A 21080-nucleotide genomic window follows, 5' to 3' on the forward strand; every position below is an offset into this window, starting at 1 on the left:
CCATGAGGAATCAGGAAATTGTACAAAAGCTTTGGAACCTGTGTAATGTACTGCGTGATGATGGCATCACGTATCACCAATATGTAACGGAACTCACTTATCTGCTGTTTCTTAAAATGATGAAGGAAACGGACAACGAGAAAATTCTGCCTGAGCAGTATCGTTGGAATTCCTTAGAGGAACGCCACGGGCTGGAATTAACTAACCATTACCGTCAACTGCTGCTTGATCTTGGAAAGGAAGGTAACGAGATCATCAAGCAGATTTATATGAATGCCAGCTCCAACATCGATGAACCCAAGAATCTGGAGAAAATCGTGCGTTCGATTGATCAACTGGATTGGTATTCCGCTAAGGAGGAAGGTCTGGGGGATCTTTACGAGGGATTGCTTGAGAAAAATGCGAGCGAAACCAAATCAGGGGCAGGGCAATATTTTACCCCGCGTCCGTTGATTGATGTGATCGTAAAGCTGGTTAATCCACAGCCAGGCGAACGCTGTAATGACCCTGCCGCAGGTACGTTTGGGTTTATGATCGCCGCAGATAGCCATATTCGGAGCAAGACGGATGAATATTTTGATCTGAGTGAAAAAGAAGCGGAGTTTCAAAGAAACGAAGCTTTCACAGGGGTTGAGCTAGTTAAAGATACACATCGCTTAGCGATGATGAATGCAATGCTTCATGATCTGCATGGAGATATTATGCTGGGAGATACTCTTTCTGATCTCGGAAAAGGCTTGAAGAATTACGATGTAATCCTGACTAATCCCCCGTTTGGTACCAAACAAGGTGGAGAAGGACTTACGCGTGACGACTTAACTTTTACGACTTCCAATAAGCAGTTGAATTTCTTACAGCACATTTATCGTGCGTTAAAAGCAAACGGAAAAGCCCGTGCTGCTGTAGTGCTTCCTGACAACGTATTGTTTGAAGGTGGTGCGGGAGCGAAGATTCGAGCAGACTTAATGGACAAGTGTAATCTGCACACAATTCTGCGACTGCCTACGGGGATTTTCTATGCTCAGGGAGTAAAGACGAACGTTCTGTTCTTTACACGGGAAAAGACAGATAAGGAAAGTACAAAGGACGTTTGGGTCTATGACCTGCGGACGAACATGCCTAGCTTTGGGAAGCGGACTCCGCTGACTACAGCGCATTTTGACGCGTTTGTGGAGGCTTATTCGGCGGGTGATCGTAGTAGTGTACAGGATGAGAGATTTAATGTATTTACTCGTGAGGACATTCGTAAGAAGGACGACAGTTTGGATATTGGTTTGATCGCGGATGAATCCTTGTCAGCTTATGACAATCTGCCTGATCCGATTGATTCGGCAGAATTAGCGATTGCCAAGCTGGATGAAGCAATGACGTTGCTTCTTGAGGTTGTGGCGGAGCTTAGGGCAGTGGAGAACAAGCCAGAATCTGCTGCTGAAGAGGGTCAAGAGTTGCTTCAGATTGCTGAAGTGCGTGGAGAGTATAAAGTATGAGTAAGAACAAAGGGAAGACAGCAGAGGAGTTGCTTCAAGAGGCGCTGGTTCCTGTGGAGGAGCATCCATACCCAATTCCTGAGAATTGGGTTTGGGTAAAACTGGGCTCTTTAATAACAGTGAAATCAGGCGATGGACTTACAAGAAACCAAATGATTGATGGTCCCCATCCTGTATATGGTGGTAATGGAGTAAATGGATTTCATAAAGAAAATAATATTTCCGAACCAAGTATTATTGTCGGAAGAGTGGGGTTCAATTGTGGGAGCGTACATTTATCAGAAAACTATTCTTGGGTAACGGACAATGCTTTTATTGTGAGTTTTGATAAAACTAAAATAGATATTATATATTTGTACTGGTTATTAAAAAATCTAAATCTTGGGCAATATAGCAAATCAACTGCTCAACCAGTTATATCGGGTAAAACTATTTATCCTATAATGTTCCCGCTTCCACCGTTGAAAGAACAAAAACGAATTGCTGACAAAGTCGAACGTCTTTTGAGTAAACTAGAGCAGGCAAAAGAGTTAGTTGTCCAAACTATGGAGAATATTGATTTGAACAGGAAATCAGTAATTGTTAACGCATATCTTGGTAAATTAACTGAGGAATGGAGAAGAACTAATCAAATAAATGAAAGCGCGTTTGATTTAGTTATGGAAATCCAAAAAAGAAGAAAGATTGACTATTTATCGAACGTAGAGTTAATAAAAGCAACAAGTTCACTAATAAAAAATAAATCAGAATCAGATTTCATTCCTTACATTAGTCATGAAGACAGCAGCCTTCCTAAGAATTGGTGTATAACTAGGATATTAGATCTAACGGAATGTTTAGATAGATTTCGAAAACCAGTTAGTAAAGCAGAGCGAGAGAATCGTCCAGGGAATATTCCATACTATGGGGCTAACGGACAAGTCGATACTATTAATGATTACATTTTTAATGATGATATTGTATTGGTTGTAGAAGATGAAACTTTTACAGGTCGAGAAAAGCCATTCAGTTATATTGTTAGGGGAAAATCATGGGTTAATAATCATGCTCATGTTCTTAGACCTCTTGGTGGCATAGATGTTGAGTACCTTAATATATGTTTGAGTTACTATAATTTTATTCCATTAACTTCGGGTTCAACGGGTCGTAGAAAATTAACTCAAGCTGCCTTAAATCAGGCTCCCTTAAGACTAGCTCCTCTTAGTGAACAAAAGATCATTGTAAGTAAAGTGAGAAAAGTTCATGATGTATTAGACAAAGTAAAACAGAATTGCATAATTACGTTAGAACGTATCGAGTGTAATAAAAAGTCTATTCTAAACAAAGCTTTTAAAGGTGAACTTGGAACATATGATCATGGTGAAGTAAAAGCGATCGATTTATTAATAGAAAAGGAAATAGGATTAAATTATAGAGGACGATAGACATTTAGTGAATGCCCTCATACTGATGTTGCAAGTAAAGCTCACAATTTCTCTATAGTCGCCGACTTTGACAACCAAGTGCGGGAAGTATCCGTTCACCCGCGAATAGGCGAGCTGATCGAGGAAGTTCTCCCATGATTTATCTGTGATTTCCACTCTTGTCTATATTTAAAGGAGCAGGTTATGACCTGCTCCTTTAAATTGATTATAAAAATTTACAACTAACTTTCTTCCCATCTACATAAACAACAAGGCTTTATCTTCCACAACCGTCTCCAAATAAACCGTCTTCTCCCAAAGCTGATAAACATAAGGCAGCGTCCGCTCGAACGTAATATCGCTTGGCAAGCTGTTTAACTTGGAAGCCTAATACGATAAAGCCGATTCCCATGGGAATCGTTTTTTTTACTCCAGATATTAAGCACCTTGGCGATACGAAGCCCAGCCTTCGTTCATGATCTTTGTTTCCATCTGTGGCCAGAAGTAGAGCATTTCATCATGGAGCATCGTCATAATGTCACGTTGCCAATCCTCCAAAACAGTGGAATATTGCTGAATGAACCAGACCATATCTTTTTCTGGCTCTGGGGGGAAAGCACGATTTCCAGAGGGTGCTTCCTGCGGACCGGTAGTGCTTTTATCTAGATTCCATAATTCGTCATAAGGATTGGATGATTTCGAGCCACCTGGAGGGGCATCTTTGAGCTCCTTCATCTTAGCTTCCAGCAGGTGAGTTTTGCCCAGCTTGCGTGGTTGGATCAGACTGGGGTCTATATGCTCTTGGATAGCCAGCACTGAATCGATGAAGCTCTCCACAGCATCAGTTCCGTAGGTTACAGAATAACCGGCAATCCGATCTGCTGTAGCTGACATACTCTCGACCATATCTCGGTTGGACATGGAGAAACGCATATTATTTTTGAAAAAATCACAGTGCGCTAGCACGTGGGCAACAATCAGCTTATTCTGAATCAGTGAATTTCCATCCAGCAGGAAGGCATAACAAGGGTTGGAGTTAATAACGAGCTCGTATATTTTGCTCAGTCCGAAATCGTATTGGGATTTCATTTTATGAAAGGTTTTTCCAAAACTCCAGTGTCCAAATCGTGTAGGCATTCCATAAGCGCCGAATGTATAAATGATATCTGCGGGGCATATTTCATAACGCATGGGATAAAAATCTAAACCGAAGCCAGTGGCTATTTCCGTAATCTCGGCAATTGCCCGCTCTAGCGCATTAATTTCTTCGCTTGGCATGAATCTTTCTCTCCCTCCAGCTTGGGCTTATGCTGCAACCTATTCTGACAAGGCTGCAAAGGTTCCGCGACAACGTCCGGGACTGTTCCATTTATATATATGGGAGAGTAGATGAGTGTATGACGTTCTGAATTTCTGAGCAAAGATAATGTGATTTTGCATACATTATTGGAAGGAAGCACTAGCTTTTTTTGTATGCGAATTCTAACATCGGCACCCTTCTCGGTGAATTCGGACTCAGCTGACGTTATTTGCAAATTTCCAGCCTTTTGAACAGGGTTTCGGACCCCACAGACGCTATCCCACAAAAAGAGGCTCATATGTGGTGTCTTTCTTACCAATAGCGGCGATGGGGTCCGTTAGCATACCAAAAGTGGAATAATACTGCGATTAGTGTCATCTGTGTCCGATAGAAGCTCCATATGAGTTCGAGGAGCAGTTCCATAGGTACCCGATAGAAGCTCCATATGTGTTCGAAAAGTATTCCATAGGTACCCATAGTACTCCACAAGTATCCGATTAGTACTCCATAAGTGTTCGAAAAGTACTCCATAAGTGTCCAATTAGTGCTTCACAAATTCCAGATTGCTCACCACACGAGCATAAGCAGTTCAGAGTTCCCAACCCTCAGTACACAAACCTCCGTTGCGCCCAATAGCTGAATAAGAAGATTGAAGCCTCGGTCAGTAGCTTGGCGGCGACAAGCGGAATAATCAGCTTTTCATTATAGAAATAGAGTAGCCCATAGTTGAACAACAACACGAGGATCACCAGCGCAAAATATTTGGGAAGCGACGCCTGAATCTTGGAGCGTTTGCCGCCCGTGAAGACATATTTTCGATTCATAGAATAGTTGAAGACAGAACTGCACAATCTCGCGGCCGCGACGGACAGGAATAGGTTATGGCTGAGACTCTGGAACAGGAATAAGAGTGTGAAGTCGAGCAGAGCTGACAGCAGCGAAGAAGTGCTGAATATCAGTATTGGCAGATAAATCCTAAAGGAGTCCATCAGAGGCCGGAAATGGGAGGATTTATTATCGTCCAGATAGACGGTATCGATGTACTCTTCCGTAATGGTGTACCCCTCTTTATGGGCGGTCAGCAGCATGTTCATTTCATATTCAAACCGTTCACCGGGAATATGGCATAGCCAATCAAGCATTGATATGGGGTAGCCGCGCAAGCCAGTCTGTGTATCATAAATCTTAGTGCCTGTAGTTAAGGAAAAGACCGTCCGGGTTACCGAGTTGCCGAAGCGGCTGCGCAGAGGAATGGTTCCGGTGAACCGGCGGCTGCCGAGTACGATTCCCGGGGTAGTCTGGTTCCGCAGAGATTCAACGATTCGGCTAATATCATAAGGCAGATGTTGGCCGTCGCTATCCGCGCAGACTACATAGTCCGGCACCCCAACTTCCTGAATATACTGGAACCCTGTCTTCAGAGCACGTCCTTTACCGAGGTTGACTTCATGGGTTAGGACAGTGCAGCCGAATGCTTCGGCCATATCGAAGATTTCACGGTAGTGCGGGCCGCTGCCGTCATCCACAAGAACAATAGGTTCAAGCTGGAAATTATGCAGCTGTAAAATCAAATCGAGCAGTCGTTCATCTGGCTCATAGGCTGGGATCAGTATAGTCATGATGTTGCACCCTCCTTGATATAAAGAATGTCGCTGACGCCCCGCTCCTTGTTTTTGCCCTGCGGATTATTTACGACCCGTCCCATGAAGTACATAGTGGATGAACCACCGCCGTCCAGATTGTAGGCTTCTGTGGCGCCAAGGTCGGACATTACATCGGCTAGCTCAGTAAGGGTCATCCCACGGCTGTACCCTTCATTGCGCCCGTCAACTACGACAAAAACATAATGGTTTGGTTCGATCATACCAACTGCGGTGCGGGGATTCGCATTCTGGATGGAATGGTTGCCGAAGTTGGTATCGATTTTGACATTGCTGAAATCACTGGCAATCTCCCCGTCCTGAATCAGAATCGGGCCAAAGGAAAGGGTATCGGTGGCCCCTTGCGCCAGCAGTTCAGAGGAAGAAATCTCTTCCTCGTTATAGGTTTGCATCGTTCCGTCATCGAACAGCGCCATTGCATCCCGCACAGGATCATCACGATACACCGTGCCGTTACGGATAATCACTCCGTCATTGCGGAAGCCATAGTAATCCCCGTTGATGGCAAATATCGCATTGTTCGCGGAAGCAATGTCCGAGGTATCCTCAGTGATGTTTGTTCCAAAGCTGTTGTCGGCAAAGGCAGTGCGCAGGCTGTTCGCTTCCTTGAGGACGACATCAGCGACAAAATAGGTGATCTGGTCTGAACCGGACCCTGTCTGCACTTGATCGACCTGGATCTGAATATCATCGCTGGAGTAATTCCAGTCATCAGAGGTTGCATTAACTTCGGCAGCTGTAACGGCTGTAGCTCCTGAGCTGCTAGTTGTAGCTGCATCATCCGCAACCACGACTTCGACATGTTCGATTAAGTAACGATCTGCCAGACTATATATCACTGTGCCGAGAAGCAGGAGGACAATGATCATCACGATCAGCAGTTTTCGTTTGAAGCTCCAGGCTTGTTTACTGCTCTTGTTCAACATTGAAGCATCACCTCTTTTTGTAAGTTGTTAAGGCCATCATACCTGGGCTACCTTTAACGAAACTGAAATAAAAACTGAAATAGTAAGCGCTCCGGGAAATTGGTATAATTTAACGAAGAGGTTTTCGACTACGGGGAGGTTTGGACATGCCACAGCGTGTGCTGCTGATTGAGGACGACGAAGCAATCAGTGAAATGGTCAGGTCTTATTTGGTAAAAGAAGGTTATGAGATTGAAGCTGTATTTGACGGTGAAGTAGCGGAGAGAACATTTCGGACCGGGGGTCCATTTGATCTTGTGCTGTTAGACCTTATGCTGCCGAAGCGAAGCGGGACTGACATTCTTCAGACTATCCGTGCGGGGAGTCTGGTTCCAGTGTTGATCATGTCCGCCAAAGACAGTGATGTAGATAAAGCGCTTGGGTTAGGCTTTGGGGCAGATGATTATATTACGAAGCCCTTTTCTATGATTGAGCTAGCGGCTAGGGTGAAGGCAGCGATCCGTCGTGCAGGTTATGCATCTCCCAGTATCCAAGTGGAAGATCAAGCTCCGGTGAAGCAAATGATCTCCATTGGTCGATTGACTGTAGATTTAGATAACTTCTCTGCGTTGAAGAATGGGGAAGAAGTAAAGCTAACGTCGAAGGAATTTCATATTCTTAAGCTGTTTGTGACACATCCGGGCCGAGTATTTACCAAAGCGCAGATTTATGCGAGCGTATGGGAGGATGATTATTTCGGGGATGAGAACGTCATTAATGTACATATGAGAAGATTGCGTGAAAAAATAGAAGACGACCCCTCCCATCCCGAATACATTAAGACGTTATGGGGCATCGGGTATAAGCTGGGAGAACAGCTATAATGATTGCGGTGCTAGGTATTGTCATTGTGCTCTTACTGGCCGTCATTGTGTGGCAATATCAGAATTCGCGTAAAGCTTCTAATGATTTGCGATATATGCATGACAAGTTAAGCAGCATTATGGAAGAAGGCTCACATGAAAGATTGCTGCTGTTCAGCGGTAATTTGGAGCTGCAAAACGTGCTGATTGACCTGAACCGGCTGCTGGATATCAATCATAAAGGAAGCATTGAGCGTGTGAGGCTGGAGAAATCCATGCGTAATATGCTGTCTAATATTTCTCATGATCTTAAGACTCCGCTAACGGTTGTGCTTGGTTATATTGAGACCATTCAGCAGGATGAGCATTTGCCGGCTGAGGAACGGGAACGGATGATGAAGATGATTCATCAAAAAGCCAATGAAGTGATCCAGCTGATGAACAAGTTTTTTGATTTGTCCAAGCTGGAATCAGGAGATCGGGAAGTTGCTCTTTCACGAGTTGAGGCAGGTGAAGTATGCAGACGCAACATCCTTTCTTTCTATGATATCCTCAGTGCTAAGGGCAGTGAGGTGGAGATTGAGATTCCGGATGGGGCTGTTTACTTCATGGGAAATGAAGAGGCTCTTGATCGAATATTGTCCAATCTGTTGTCGAACGCAATTTCTTATGGCGACGCGGGGGGCGTATTAGGATTAAAGCTCTATAGTGATGAGAACAAAGTATACATAGAGGTGTGGGACCGGGGAAAGGGCATTAGTGAAGTACACCAAGATAAAGTATTTGAGCGTCTGTATACGCTGGAGGATTCAAGAAACCGGGCTTATCAAGGCAGCGGTCTAGGTCTGACGATCACCAAAAGATTAACGGAGCAAATGAATGGAACGATTACACTGGTTAGTCAGCCGTATGTGAGAACGGTGTTTACCCTTACTTTTCGCAGATTACGCTTCTAAGGAATAGAATTGTGCGCAGCTTAAGATTTTCGTAAGAAACGAGTAATAAAAAAGAAAATTCTGCTGTGTACAATAAGAACTAAGGAAGACGAGACGAAAACAAAGGGGAGCGCGGAATTGACTACAATACTTCGGACAAGAAATTTAACGAAAACCTATCAAGGTAAAGAAGTCGTAAGCAATGTGAATATGAATATTAAGCAAGGTGAAATTTACGGGTTTCTTGGACCCAATGGTGCTGGCAAAACTACCGTGATGAAAATGGTCACGAACCTCGTTAAACCTACGAGTGGAGAAATTGAATTTTTTAATGAAAAAATGACAGAGCATTCTTACGAAATGCTGAAGCGGATGGGCTGCATCATTGAATATCCCGTGTTTTATGATAAATTGACAGCCAAGGAAAATCTGATTTTGCACGGAGAGTACATGGGCTATTATGATCCGCAAGCGATTGGTGAAGCGCTGGAGCTCGTAAAGCTCACAGGTGTCGATAAAAAGCCGGTGAAGCAATTTTCACTTGGGATGAAGCAACGACTGGGTATTGCCAGAGCCTTCATGACGAAACCTGAGCTGCTCATTTTGGATGAGCCGATTAACGGGTTAGATCCTGTGGGAATCAAGGAGATGCGTGAAGTGTTCCGGATGCTTAGCCGTGAATATGGAATGACGTTACTTGTATCTAGTCATATTCTGGGGGAAATAGAGCAGATTGCTGATACGATCGGTGTGATCCGGCAGGGTGCTCTGGTAGAAGAAGTGGCGATGGATTCCATTCGTGGCCAAAATACTGAATATATCGAAGTGGTTACGAACGAGATTAATAAAGCAGTGTATGTGTTGGAGCATAAGCTTGGGCTTAATAATTTCAAAGTGCTGGACCATATTACAGTAAGAATATATGACGATGGAATCTCACAGCGTGATCTGAATAAGGCGTTAGTGCTAGCAGATGTGGAAATTGAGAGTATCAGCAAAAAACAACATACGCTGGAAGATCATTTTCTGCAATTGATTGGGGGTGAAAGCATTGCTTAAATTAATATCTTTGGAGATTCGGAAGAATAAGCTAAAAACGCTTCTTACAGGTGCTGCAATCGTTAATCTTGCGATTCTTGCTTTTATGATTATGGTTTTATTCGTTGATCAAAATGAGAGTGAACCGTCGTTTGCTTCTTATGCAGAGTTGTTTGAGGGTGTGTTCGTTTTTGTAAAGGCTGCTTATATTATTTTCGCTTCGGTTATTATTAGCAAGCTGGTGATTGATGAGTATAAGAACAACACCATTACTCTTCTCTTCATGTATCCTATCTCACGTAAAAAGCTAATGACTGCGAAAATATTGATAGTGTTCGCCTTCACATTTGTTGCCATTATCGTGGCAGACATTGTAGTCGGCGCTATCCTAATAGGATTCAATTCCTTTGCAGGGCTAATTCCGGGTGAACTGACCCTTCATGTAATCACATCAGAGCTGATTAAGTTAGGCGCAAACGCATTTTATGCCGCGGGTATCGCTCTAATTCCATTGTACTTTGGGATGAAGAAAAAATCAGTCCCAGCCACCATCGTCTCAGCTGTGTTAGTTACCTCCCTAATTTCTGGGGGATTTGATCAAGCGCGTTTAGGTAATTTAGCGGCGGTGTCGATCTCACTTGGTTTGCTAGGAGCAGCCATTGCCTATATGGCCATTCGCAACATTGAACATAAAGATATCGCCTAATAGATTCGGAATTCCCCCCTTTTATAACCCTTTTGTAACGATGAAAAAGCATCGTGATTGGAGTTATAAAGGGGGATTTGACGTTTATCTACGACTGATTTCCGTAATTTTGATATAATAGATATGAAATATATTTTAAATTTTAGATGAACATTGCCCGTTTAGGGGTAATGATAATGGATGAGAGAGCCTGAGGGGATGTGAACTGTGGATAAAGACTGGACGTCCATTCTGAGACGGTTGCTTTCGGAAGAGAGCGCTTATAAATCGTTATATGACCATCATCCTGATTTGATATTCGTTCTGGATAGACAAGGTCGCTGCGTAGGAACCAACCTAACGTTCCATCTAGGCTCCGGCGCAGAAGCGCAGTTTCAAAATACAAGTCCGATATCAGCAAAGAGAAAAAAACTTGGCAATATTGCTAGTTTTGAGGCTGCTCTGCAGGGGAACTCCTCAAGCTTTGAGCTACAAGATTTAGAGAATCCCAAAAAAGGCTCGAATTGCGTAGGCGTTAAACTTTTACCGATCAGAACGGAAGAAGGGATCGCCGGGGTATTCGCGATTACCAAAGTAGCTAACGGAAGCGCTCTTTTACATGCGGAATTGTTACAAGACTGGTTGGATGAATTGGCAGACACCTTGGACACTGAAATACCTGCCAAGGGAGAAGCGGAGGTAAGCTCCAAAGATACCTCAATAGTAGCTGTGAAGGATCAACAATCGAGTCTCATTCTGAATTCTGTCTCTGCGGGAATCTTTGTGCTCGATACAACGGGGCGAACTCTTTTTATTAACCGTGAGGCAGCAGATATGCTAGGCTATCAACCTACAGAATTGATGGGTCTGAAGCTTATGGATTATATCCATCATATCCAAGGTGACGGTTCGCGCTATTCGACGCCTGATTGCCAGATTAGTCTTACGATAGAGGATGGAATCATCCGTAAAAAAGATGATGAGATCTTCTGGCGTAAGGATGGCACCAGTTTTTTTGTTAATTACCGGGTGGCACCTCTTATTGATGAAGGGCTGATCGCAGGTGCGGTTATTGCCTTCAGTGATATTACGAATGAGCGAGAAATCATTCGTGCCAAAGAATCAGCAGAGCAGGCAGCGCAAGCCAAATCTGATTTCTTAATGATGATGAGCCATGAAATTCGGACGCCGATGAACGGGATGATCGGAATGGCTGATCTTTTGTTGGATACTGAGCTTGGAGAAGAGCAGCGAGGTTATGCCGAGATTTTACGCAGCAGTAGTTATACGTTATTACAGATCTTGAATGACATTCTTGATTTCAGCAAGATGGAAGCAGGTAAAATGTCACTGCAATCCGAGAAGTTTGATCTCCGCGAGATGATCTCAGACGTCATAGATTTATTTGCACCGAAAGCGGAAGAGAAGAAGCTGGCATTACGGTGGTGGATGGATACTAGCGTTCCAACCATAATCATTGCTGATCCGATCCGGTTGCGACAGATTGTTGTGAATCTGGTTGGCAATGCGCTGAAATTCACTGAACGTGGGAGCGTGACCCTATCGGTGAAGAACATTCCACTATCTGATGAACAAGAATTTTTGTTGGAATTTTCAGTGCGGGATACAGGTGTAGGAATTGCCGGTAACAAACTCAATCTGTTGTTTCAATCTTTCTCACAGCTGCATCCGTCCATAAACCGTAAATATGGAGGCACAGGTTTGGGACTGGCGATTTGCAAGCAGCTCGTTGAGCTGATGGGTGGGACGATCTTTGTAGAAAGTGAAGAGAATCAAGGTTCTACGTTTCGTTTTATGCTGCCTTGCAGAGCAGAAGATATAGAGCTGGAAGTAACTTCAAACTAGGGGGGTTACACACAAATCTCCGGTCCATTTGCTTAAGAAGCAATGGCCGGAGATTTGTGTGTTATTAGTCCTGAAGCATATACATGAGACCTACAGTATGCGGCCCACAATGGCTGCCAATTACACAACCAGCATGGAGAATTGCTATTTCATTAACTTGAGTTTTCTCTCGTAGTGCTGACTCCAGATAGAGTGCATCTTCTTCCGCCAAGGTATGGACAACGATGAGCAACTCTTTATCCATTCGATCGATGTGAACCAAAGCGTTCTGGAGCATTTGTTCCACAGCTTTTTCCTTTTTGCCACGGATTTTGCTAGTAGGTATGATGCTTCCATCTACCAGTCTAAGAACAGGACGGATTTTGAGTAGACTACCGATGAAGTTCTGCATGCCTGAACAGCGTCCACCCATATATAAGTAATCTAGCGTATCCACAACGAATTCAGTTTCCACAAGGTTGCGGCTGTGCTCCAGCATGGCTGCAATCTCTACGGCAGTGTGGCCTTTTTCAGCAGCTCTGACAGCCTTCATAACAAGGAGGGCAATGCCTCCGCACAAGGTTTGCGAATCTATGACCTGTACGCGTCCCTCAGGAAATTCCCCGGCAGCCAAAAGTGCATTCTGATATGTAGAGGATAGTGAGGAGGAGAGACTGATATATACAATATCTTGTCCGCTACTAATCACGGGTTGAAATGCAGCAATGAAATCTGCTGGCGAAGGTGCTGCCGTTTTCGGCAATACTCCACTAGCGGCTACACGGCGATACACTTCCTCGGGTGTAATATCTTCACCATCTTTGTAGGTACCTTCTTCAAATACTACATAAAGAGGAACGATGCCGATGTCATAAGTATCCTTCCAGTTTTGAGGTAAATCGGAAGTGCTGTCTGAAAATATTTTTACAGTAGACATGAAATTCTCCTTCACCGATAATTCGGATGACAATAATCAATAATCATTATAGAACTATATAATCTATTTATTATACCAAGACTATGCCAATTCTCAAAATGAAATAGTAGGCAATCACAAGAAAAAAGACTATCGAGGTTTCGATAGTCTTTCTAGTTCTATTCTTTTTTCGTAACAGGGATCCATATCTCACAGCGATAGTCCTCTGCGTCTGGTCTCCCCGGAAGATATAGCTCAAACTCAGGCCCGCCTGTATGCTCGTAGCCTGTGGAAGGGAACCACTCCTGGAAAATGCGTGCCCATACCTGCTGGATAGCATCAGGCATCGGCCCTACTGAGGTGAACACAGCCCAACTTGCAGCTGGGATTGTTGTAGAAGCAAAGCCCTGTGCATCAGTCTCTGGAGTAGCTTCGACAGCGATCCAATAGGAGAAGGTTTCTTTATCATGGTTCATGTCAGAGCAGATGCCTAATAAATCCTTATCTCCACCGAGCTCAATCAGCTTATCCGACGTACCATTTTCATTAGCTTCTATCCACAACTGAGGGATGCGGCGCAGATTCTCCCCATCTTTCGTTGTCATTTCCTCTACTAGTCCGATAACATTAAAGGCGTCTCTTTTCTCAATTCTGTAGTCCATTTCTTTATCTCCCTTCAGTGATAGATGGAAGGAGAGTCTAGGGAAAGCCTTGAGCTGTACCCCTGACTCCCGCGCAGCAGAAGGAGTAATTCCATGTGCCTTGCGGAATGCTTTGGCAAACGACTCGGGCGAGTCATATCCGTATTTCAGTGCAACATCCAGCACTTTAACTTTAGAAATAGCAAGCTCCTGTGCAGCCAGAGTTAATCTGCGCTTACGGATATAGTCTTTAATAGATACTCCGGTAAGCATATTGAACATGCGCTGGAAATGAAAGGGGGAGGAGTAAGCAACCTTGGCGATTTCTTCAATCGTCACAGATTCCTCCATCTTGCTCTCCATATAATCTAAAGCTTCTTTCATGCGGATAAGCCATTCCAAGTCCGTCATCTCCCTTTAAGTTCATACTATCAGGCTGCATTTGCAAAATCCTGTTATTCCGTGCTCTCTAATGACAGGTAGCAGGCAGAAGGATAATCTCATAAAAAATCATCCTAAATAGTATAACTCAGGAAGATAGACAAAGTTAGTCTTTCAATCGATACACTCTTGCTTCATAAGGTCGTAATAATTCCCGTGTGGGTGCATCATCAGGGTAATTTCCAATAATAAGTTCCGTAGCCTTACTTAGCTCTGCGGAAAGATCAACAGTCTGTGGAACCTCATTGAAATTGAGCAGCACCAGCCACTTCTCGTCATCCAGAGTACGCGTATAGGCATATATGTCCTCATGCTCTGGCAAAAGTAGCTTGTATTCGCCATAAGCCATGATCGGATTTTTTTTGCGCAAAGCAAGCAGCCTTTGGTAATAATAAAAGATAGAATCCGAATCAGCCAGCGCCTGCTCCACGTTAATTTCCTTGTAGTTCGGATTAACTTTGAGCCACGGCTCCCCTTCAGTAAAGCCGGCATTCGCAGAATCATCCCATTGCATCGGAGTGCGCGCATTATCACGGCCTTTGATATGAATAGCGTTTAGAACGCTGTTAGGATCAGCGCCGCCTTCGGTAACCTTTTCGCGATACATATTGAGGATTTCTATGTCTTTATAATGTTCAATGGCTGTGAACTTTACATTGGTCATCCCGATTTCTTCGCCTTGATAAATATAGGGCGTCCCTTTCAGCGTGTGCAGTAAGGTAGCGAGCATTTTGGCAGAGATCACGCGATACTTACCGTCATCCCCGAATCTTGAGACCATACGTGGCTGGTCATGATTGTTAAGATAAAGACTATTCCAACCCTTATCCGCCAGACCCACTTGCCATTTATGAAGAATATCGCGCAGCTTCGACAACGTCCACGGGGCTACGTCCCATTTGCCGTCAGGACCCGAGTCCACATCCATATGCTCGAACTGGAATACCATTTGCAGCTCTTTGCGTTCCTCGTCCGTGTAAAGGATGGCATCTTCAACTGTAGCGCCAGGAGTTTCACCGACAGTCATAATGTTATAGTTGGATAACACTTTGTCATTCATTTCATGTAAAAACTCATGAACACGTGGTCCATTCATATAATATTCGCCACCCCAGGCAAGTTCCCCGGGAGCGAGGCCGTCTCTATGGGAGGAAGGGAGACCTTCCACTTTGGAAATCATATTGATTACATCCATTCGTAGACCATCCACACCCTTGTCGAGCCAGAAGGTGATCATCTTGTATAACTCCTCACGCAGCTTCGGATTCTCCCAGTTGAGATCCGGTTGCTTGCGCGAGAACAGATGCAGATAGTATTCACCAGTAGTTTCATCCAGTTCCCAAGCCGGGCCGCTGAATACAGAACTCCAATTGTTGGGGCGCTCACCATCTGGTCCACCCGGACGCCAAATGTAGTAATCACGATATGGATTATCTTTTGAAGAACGGGATTCTACGAACCAAGGATGCTCATCTGAGGAATGATTGATTACAAGGTCCATCATCAGTTTTATGCCACGGGCGTGCAATCCAGTCAGTAATTCTTCCCAATCCTGCAATGTGCCGAACTCATCCATAATATCTTGATAATCGCTGATGTCATAACCGTTATCGTCATTTGGCGATTTATAGACAGGTGACAGCCAAACTACGTCGACACCTAGCTTTTGCAAATAATCCAGACGTGAAATGATTCCTTGCAGATCTCCAATCCCGTCACCATTGCTATCTTGAAAGCTGCGGGGATAGATTTGGTAGACAACGGCTTCTTTCCAAAAGGTTCTGTTCATTCATAATCACTCCTTTTATAAGTTAGCTTCCTAAAAAATAAAGAGACCCCAAAAGCTTTAAGCTTCAAGGGTCTCTTGGGTGTAAGTTTTATACTGTGACGGAATTGCTATCAGCAGTGATGCTGCTTAGTCCGTTTACGGTATATTCTTTGTCGTAGATAGTAATAGAAGCAGGGATATCAGTTTCATTCGTAACAGTAACTTGTGCATCCGTAACGCTTACTTTCAGACGGGAGCCGCGGAACATAATTTTAAAAGAGTAAGCAGTCCAGTGACCTGGGTTAGATGGGCTCAGTGTCAGTCTGCCGTCATGTACGCGGAGTCCGCCGAAACCATGTACAATCGACATCCAAGTACCAGCCATGCTAGTGCTGTGCAACCCGTCTTCTGTATCATTGTTATAGTTATCAAGATCCAGTCTTGAAGTACGCAAGTACATTTCATAGGCCTTATCCTTATATCCCAGCTCACTGGCTAGAATGGAGTGGATACAAGGGGAAAGGGAGGACTCATGAACAGTGATCGGTTCATAAAAGTCGAAGTTGCGTTTTTTTGTATCCAGATCGTAACGGTCACCCAGGAAATATAATCCCTGCAGAACGTCTGCTTGTTTAATGAAGCAAGAACGCAGGATACGGTCCCATGACCATTTTTGGTTAAGTGGCAGATGCTCACGTTCCAGATCTTTGACTTGAATGATCTCTTTGTCCAGGAAGCCATCTTGTTGTAAGAAGATACCCAGCTCTTCATCCGCAGGATAATACATCTTAGCAATGATGTCTTTCCATTTTGTAGTTTCGCTCTCTTGCAGCCCTAGTTTGTCAACTAGCTCTGCATAACGAGCAGGCTCATTCTCTTGCAAGTATGCCAGTGCTTCCATGGTGTATTCCATAGTCCACGAAGCCATACGGTTTGTATACCAGTTATTATTAACGTTATTCTCGTATTCATTCGGGCCCGTTACGCCGAGCATTACGTATTTGTCTTTGCGTGATGCGTAGTGAACACGTTCTTCCCAGAAGCGGGAGATTTCCACGAGAACCTCTAGGCCATATTGTCCCAGATAAGCTTTGTCTCCGGTGTAGTTCACATAGTTGTAAATGGCGTAGGCAATGGCACCGTTCCGGTGAATTTCTTCAAATGTAATTTCCCACTCGTTGTGGCATTCTTCACCGTTCATAGTAACCATTGGGTACAGCGCACCTTTTTTGAATCCAAGCTTACGGGCATTTTCTTTAGCTTTCTCTAAGTGCTTGTAACGGTAGATCAACAAATTGCGGGCAATGGAGGAGTCCGCCGTACTGAGATAGAAGGGAACGCAATACGCCTCTGTATCCCAGTAGGTGCTGCCGCCGTATTTTTCACCGGTAAAGCCTTTAGGCCCAATGTTCAGGCGGTCATCTTCACCATTATAGGTTTGATTGAGTTGGAAAATATTAAAGCGAATCGCTTGCTGAGCCGAAACGTCACCTTCAATAATGATGTCGCTTTCTTTCCATTTTTCTCTCCAAGCTTCAATTTGTTCAGTCAAAAGGGTTACGAACCCAGCTTCCTTAGCAGCTTGCAGAGCAGTTTGGGCGGCGTCGATCAATTGTCCCAGACCGTGATTCCGAGAAGTAACATTGGCTACATATTTATAAATGACGATTTGATTGCCCGCTTGTGCGGTTACGTCCAGTTTGCTGGCTACATATTTCTCTTGTTCGATGACTTCTGCTTCGGCAGTTACCTTTTCACCATTGACAAGGATATCAAAAGCCATAGCAGAGGTGACATGGAAGTCGAGTTTCTTAGTCTTTAGGGTGAGATGTCCATGATCAGGTCCCGCTTGTTTCTCAACTTCATTCCAGAATTTCTCGTCATAGTTGGAATCCTTGTTCTTCACATCACCATCAAGATAAGGAGTAATCGTAATCTTGCCTGAGAAATTGACAGGAATGATGGAATAGCGAATCGCGCCGATTTCTTGACGAGTCATGCTTACGAACCGGATACTTTCTACTTTAACTTCCTTACCATCTTCGAGTGTGGCAGTGAAGCTACGGGAGAGCGTTCCTTCTTTCATATTAAGTACCCGGCGGAATTCGGAAACGGTGCACTTTGCCAGATCAAGGGGTGTACCCTCGATTTCAATGTTAATACCGATCCAGTTCGTGCTGTTAAGTACTTTGGCAAAATATTCAGGATAGCCGTTTTTCCACCAGCCGACACGTGTTTTGTCAGGGTAGTAGACGCCAGCCATGTAGCTGCCTTGCAGGCTGTTACCGCTATATTGCTCTTCGAAATTGGCCCGGCCACCCATAAATCCGTTACCAAGACTAAATACGCTTTCAGAAATTTCTTGCGTCTGTGGATCAAAGGATTCCTCAATAATGGACCATTCATCAATTGTTAAATATTGTTTCACGATAACCGCTCCTTTAAATATGTTAGGGGGATATATAAAATGAACAAATCCCTTGTTAAACTTTCGGTGATATAAAAGTGACTGCGATGAATCTTTGGACTTTCGATCACATTTTGCGGATGAAATCTGATTATAAAGGCGAACGTTATGCTTCTATAGTTCCAAAATTCCTCTCCGTCACTTCATCACCAGAAGGCTAACGATTAATTATTAGTTCATTTAATCTTTGGTTGGAATGTCCACAACAACTCAAATCAGTACTATTTGAGTTAATTATGTTCAATAAACTTATGCAAAAGATTCTTTGAGCAGGGACACACTCATATGAGCAAGCGATGGGACAACAATATTCGCTGCACTCAGGGTTTCCGGCGAACCAATGCCAACACTGAACATACCGGCCCGGGTAGCGGCCTCAATTCCCGCTTCTGCATCTTCGAAGACTACACAATGTTCAGGTGCGGCATCCAGTGCTTTGGCTCCTAATAGGAACACTTCCGGATCTGGTTTAGCAGCACTAGTGTGTGTGCCGTCGATGATTGCATCAAAGTAAGGGGTTAATCCGGTATTATTCAAGATCGTCATAGCGTTTTTGCTGGCAGAACCGAGAGCAACTTTGATGCCATTCGCACGGCACTCTTTTAGGAAATCAAGCGCACCTGGCAGAATCTCAGAACTGTCCATTTTCGCAATATATTCGACATAACGATTATTTTTCTGTTCCGCAAGCTTAGCTTTCTCTTCTTCGTCAATCGTTAGTCCGCCGATTTCCAGCAAAATATTTAGTGAAGCCGTTCTGCTGACTCCCTTAAGGCGTTCGTTATCTTGTTCTGTGAATAGAAACCCCAGTCCATCTGCAAGCTCTTTCCAAGCAATATAATGGTATTTTGCTGTATCGACGATTACTCCGTCCAAGTCGAACAAGCAGGCTTTAATTTCCGACATTGTAGTACCTCCTAAAAGTTTTGACAGCGTCGTGATCCAGCGGATGCCGTATTAGAATCTTATTAAACCGTTTAAACTTTGATTAAGATGTGTAAGTTTATCCTAACCTAAGATCCTAGAAATCACCCATAAAGAACTGGATCAATAAGTATTGTATGATTTAGCGCAAACGTTTGTACAGATTTTCAAAAAATAAATGAAGCGGTTAAACGCTTCACTTATTCATTCGGTTTTATGCTTTGCCAGAGAGTGCATGGATGACTCTCTCACGATCAGACGATGGGGAATGACAAATCGGTTGGTATGACCTGAACCGTTATCCGGACTCTTGATATTTTGGATAAGTACTTGTGATGCGGTGTAGCCAAGATGATAAATTCCTATATCAATACTGCTGATCGGAGGACTAGATAATTCAGATAATGGAATATTGTTAAAGCTTACAATGGCGAGATCGTCTGGAACCTTGTATTTCAGTTCATTCAACCCGCGCAAAATTCCGAACGATACCATGTCATCCACCGCTACCAGCGCAGTGGGGCGATTCGGCAAATTCATGAAAAAGGACATCGCTCTATAGCCGCTATCCTGTAGAAATTCACCTTCTACAATCCATTCATCCCGCATTTCTAAACCGCTATTCTGCAATGCTTTACGATATCCGGCGAGACGGTCACGAGAAACGATTAGATTAGGTGGTCCACTTACGAAGCCAATACGTTTATGCCCCATGGAAATGAGGTGGTTCGTAGCATCGTACGCTGCCATCACATTATCATTATCGACTGATAAAATATTCTCATATTTATCACTTCGGCCAACAAGCACGAATGGATAATCGTTGCTCTCTAGAAAATCAATAACGGCATCATCCGTACGAGAGTAAAGCAGAATAACGCCGTCAACACGGCGACCCTTCAGAAGTCGTGAAACGGCTTCCAGTTCTTCTTTCTCGTTCGCTCCGGAGCTTATTAACACATCGTAACCGGAACGGCTGGCTTGTGTAACGATCCCGCGAATTAATTCCATAAAAAATAGATTAGAGAACAGCTCTTCAGCAGGTTTAGGAAGACTGAAGCAGATGCTGTTAGTAGTTTTCGACACCAAGCTCTTAGCCATCATGTTAGGGGTATAGCCCATATCCTCCATAATAGCTTTAACTTTGCGGGAAGTTTCCAGGCTGATTCTGGGATGGTTGGACAATACCCGGGATACCGTGGAGGGAGATACTCCCGCTTTCTTGGCCACATCCTTAATGGTAACTGTCATTGAAACCTCCTTATGGAACCGTTTGCTTTACACAGTAATATTAATCTAAGAGTTCTAAATTGTAAATAGATAAAGTCATTCAAAAGGGGGAAATTGCTACTTTTGGAAGGAACACAAGAAATTTCAATGTAATATTGTTGCTTTTCACCAAAAAAGTATGAATGATTCGGGAATTTTGATCTTAATATGTATAAATGCGGTCTGGATTTTGCGAAAAGAGTATTCGCTGAATGCAAACGTATGGCTTAAATGATGCAAGAACTTAGCTGAAAGGAAGGGAAGAACAAGTTTCGTTTTTATTGCGGATTTAAATTGAGCTTTTATTTTAGAAAATACTGGTTGACAATACCGCAAATTCGGCATTAGTATGTAAATCAAAATACAGCAAGCGTTTTCATTGGGTGTTTTTAGGTTGAACCAGTTGCACAAACGAATGGGTTTTATGGACTAGTGTTTGTGCATAGCTTTTTGCAAACGATTGCACTAATTTCGACTTGATGTATCAAGCTTTTACTTTGATAAAAGGATGGTGACAGCGTTGAATTGGCTT

At 43.7% G+C, this 21080-nt stretch carries 15 protein-coding genes and 1 pseudogene; 7 read left to right on the forward strand and 9 right to left on the reverse strand.

What is annotated here, in order from left to right; genetic code table 11:
• The first annotated feature begins 2 nt into the window (after window positions 1-2).
• Window positions 3-1487 carry an N-6 DNA methylase gene (locus tag MKX34_RS08485; protein WP_076297571.1) on the forward strand — a complete coding sequence of 495 codons (1485 nt, stop codon included), beginning with the start codon at window positions 3-5 and terminating at the stop codon, window positions 1485-1487.
• Entirely contained in the window at window positions 1484-2911 is a 1428-nt protein-coding gene (locus MKX34_RS08490; protein WP_076297570.1) for a restriction endonuclease subunit S, read from the forward strand. Before MKX34_RS08485 ends, MKX34_RS08490 begins: the two co-directional genes overlap by 4 nt.
• 10 nt (window positions 2912-2921) lie before the next feature.
• On the opposite strand, the pseudogene MKX34_RS08495 reads toward MKX34_RS08490, so the two are convergent.
• The 3 genes and pseudogenes from MKX34_RS08495 to MKX34_RS08505 all read right to left on the reverse strand — a co-directional run.
• Window positions 2922-4168 (reverse strand): annotated as a pseudogene (locus tag MKX34_RS08495) (SpoVR family protein); the annotation flags it as partial.
• 627 nt (window positions 4169-4795) lie between these two features.
• On the reverse strand, window positions 4796-5809 hold the full coding sequence (locus MKX34_RS08500) for a bifunctional glycosyltransferase family 2/GtrA family protein (protein WP_076214384.1): 1014 nt from the start codon (window positions 5807-5809) through the stop codon (window positions 4796-4798).
• The gene (locus MKX34_RS08505; RefSeq protein ID WP_094902618.1) at window positions 5806-6777 is read right to left on the reverse strand and encodes a phosphodiester glycosidase family protein; all 972 of its coding nucleotides are present in this window, start codon (window positions 6775-6777) and stop codon (window positions 5806-5808) included. Before MKX34_RS08505 ends, MKX34_RS08500 begins: the two co-directional genes overlap by 4 nt.
• Before the next feature lie 146 nt (window positions 6778-6923).
• Between MKX34_RS08505 and MKX34_RS08510 the strand changes: the two genes are divergently transcribed.
• The 5 genes from MKX34_RS08510 to MKX34_RS08530 all read left to right on the forward strand — a co-directional run bounded on the left by MKX34_RS08510 (window position 6924) and on the right by MKX34_RS08530 (window position 12143).
• Window positions 6924-7640, forward strand: a complete 717-nt coding sequence (locus tag MKX34_RS08510) for a response regulator transcription factor (protein ID WP_036684414.1) — start codon at window positions 6924-6926, stop codon at window positions 7638-7640.
• Window positions 7640-8575, forward strand: a complete 936-nt coding sequence (locus MKX34_RS08515) for a sensor histidine kinase (RefSeq protein WP_076101635.1) — start codon at window positions 7640-7642, stop codon at window positions 8573-8575. Before MKX34_RS08510 ends, MKX34_RS08515 begins: the two co-directional genes overlap by 1 nt.
• A gap of 117 nt (window positions 8576-8692) precedes the next feature.
• Window positions 8693-9613: an ABC transporter ATP-binding protein gene (locus MKX34_RS08520; protein ID WP_036684408.1), complete on the forward strand. Its 921-nt coding sequence runs from the start codon at window positions 8693-8695 to the stop codon at window positions 9611-9613.
• The gene (locus tag MKX34_RS08525) at window positions 9597-10298 is read left to right on the forward strand and encodes an ABC transporter permease (RefSeq protein WP_249267707.1); all 702 of its coding nucleotides are present in this window, start codon (window positions 9597-9599) and stop codon (window positions 10296-10298) included. Before MKX34_RS08520 ends, MKX34_RS08525 begins: the two co-directional genes overlap by 17 nt.
• 207 nt (window positions 10299-10505) lie before the next feature.
• Complete coding sequence (locus tag MKX34_RS08530; protein ID WP_051491336.1) at window positions 10506-12143, forward strand: ATP-binding protein; 1638 nt, start codon at window positions 10506-10508, stop codon at window positions 12141-12143.
• 64 nt (window positions 12144-12207) lie between these two features.
• Here the strand turns inward: MKX34_RS08530 and MKX34_RS08535 are convergent, their stop codons facing one another.
• The 6 genes from MKX34_RS08535 to MKX34_RS08560 all read right to left on the reverse strand — a co-directional run bounded on the left by MKX34_RS08535 (window position 12208) and on the right by MKX34_RS08560 (window position 20530).
• Window positions 12208-13059 (reverse strand): DegV family protein, encoded by an 852-nt coding sequence (locus tag MKX34_RS08535; RefSeq protein ID WP_038569572.1) that lies wholly within the window; start codon window positions 13057-13059, stop codon window positions 12208-12210.
• A gap of 158 nt (window positions 13060-13217) precedes the next feature.
• Entirely contained in the window at window positions 13218-14081 is an 864-nt protein-coding gene (locus MKX34_RS08540) for an AraC family transcriptional regulator (protein WP_170914210.1), read from the reverse strand.
• 145 nt (window positions 14082-14226) lie between these two features.
• A complete protein-coding gene (locus MKX34_RS08545) occupies window positions 14227-15909 on the reverse strand; it encodes an alpha-glucosidase (RefSeq protein ID WP_076297569.1) in 1683 nt (560 codons plus the stop codon).
• A gap of 88 nt (window positions 15910-15997) precedes the next feature.
• A complete protein-coding gene (locus MKX34_RS08550; protein ID WP_076297568.1) occupies window positions 15998-18316 on the reverse strand; it encodes a glycoside hydrolase family 65 protein in 2319 nt (772 codons plus the stop codon).
• A gap of 288 nt (window positions 18317-18604) precedes the next feature.
• The gene (gene pgmB / locus MKX34_RS08555; RefSeq protein ID WP_036684390.1) at window positions 18605-19261 is read right to left on the reverse strand and encodes a beta-phosphoglucomutase; all 657 of its coding nucleotides are present in this window, start codon (window positions 19259-19261) and stop codon (window positions 18605-18607) included.
• A gap of 222 nt (window positions 19262-19483) precedes the next feature.
• Window positions 19484-20530, reverse strand: a complete 1047-nt coding sequence (locus tag MKX34_RS08560) for a LacI family DNA-binding transcriptional regulator (RefSeq protein ID WP_036684387.1) — start codon at window positions 20528-20530, stop codon at window positions 19484-19486.
• Window positions 20531-21080: the final 550 nt, after the last annotated feature.

Origin of the sequence: Paenibacillus sp. FSL R5-0636 (genome assembly GCF_037974255.1) — a bacterium.
GTDB classification, from domain to species: Bacteria; Bacillota; Bacilli; order Paenibacillales; family Paenibacillaceae; genus Paenibacillus_AQ; species Paenibacillus_AQ odorifer.

Excerpts from the sequence above, each read along its gene's own strand:
- MKX34_RS08485 (WP_076297571.1), top strand. The coding sequence starts at position 3 with ATGAGGAATCAGGAAATTGTACAAAAGCTTTGGAACCTGTGTAATGTA.
- MKX34_RS08515 (WP_076101635.1), top strand. The coding sequence starts at position 7,640 with ATGATTGCGGTGCTAGGTATTGTCATTGTGCTCTTACTGGCCGTCATT.
- MKX34_RS08500 (WP_076214384.1), bottom strand. The coding sequence starts at position 5,809 with ATGACTATACTGATCCCAGCCTATGAGCCAGATGAACGACTGCTCGAT.
- pgmB (WP_036684390.1), bottom strand. The coding sequence starts at position 19,261 with ATGTCGGAAATTAAAGCCTGCTTGTTCGACTTGGACGGAGTAATCGTC.
- MKX34_RS08490 (WP_076297570.1), top strand. The coding sequence starts at position 1,484 with ATGAGTAAGAACAAAGGGAAGACAGCAGAGGAGTTGCTTCAAGAGGCG.
- MKX34_RS08510 (WP_036684414.1), top strand. The coding sequence starts at position 6,924 with ATGCCACAGCGTGTGCTGCTGATTGAGGACGACGAAGCAATCAGTGAA.
- MKX34_RS08545 (WP_076297569.1), bottom strand. The coding sequence starts at position 15,909 with ATGAACAGAACCTTTTGGAAAGAAGCCGTTGTCTACCAAATCTATCCC.
- MKX34_RS08560 (WP_036684387.1), bottom strand. The coding sequence starts at position 20,530 with ATGACAGTTACCATTAAGGATGTGGCCAAGAAAGCGGGAGTATCTCCC.
- MKX34_RS08505 (WP_094902618.1), bottom strand. The coding sequence starts at position 6,777 with ATGTTGAACAAGAGCAGTAAACAAGCCTGGAGCTTCAAACGAAAACTG.
- MKX34_RS08535 (WP_038569572.1), bottom strand. The coding sequence starts at position 13,059 with ATGTCTACTGTAAAAATATTTTCAGACAGCACTTCCGATTTACCTCAA.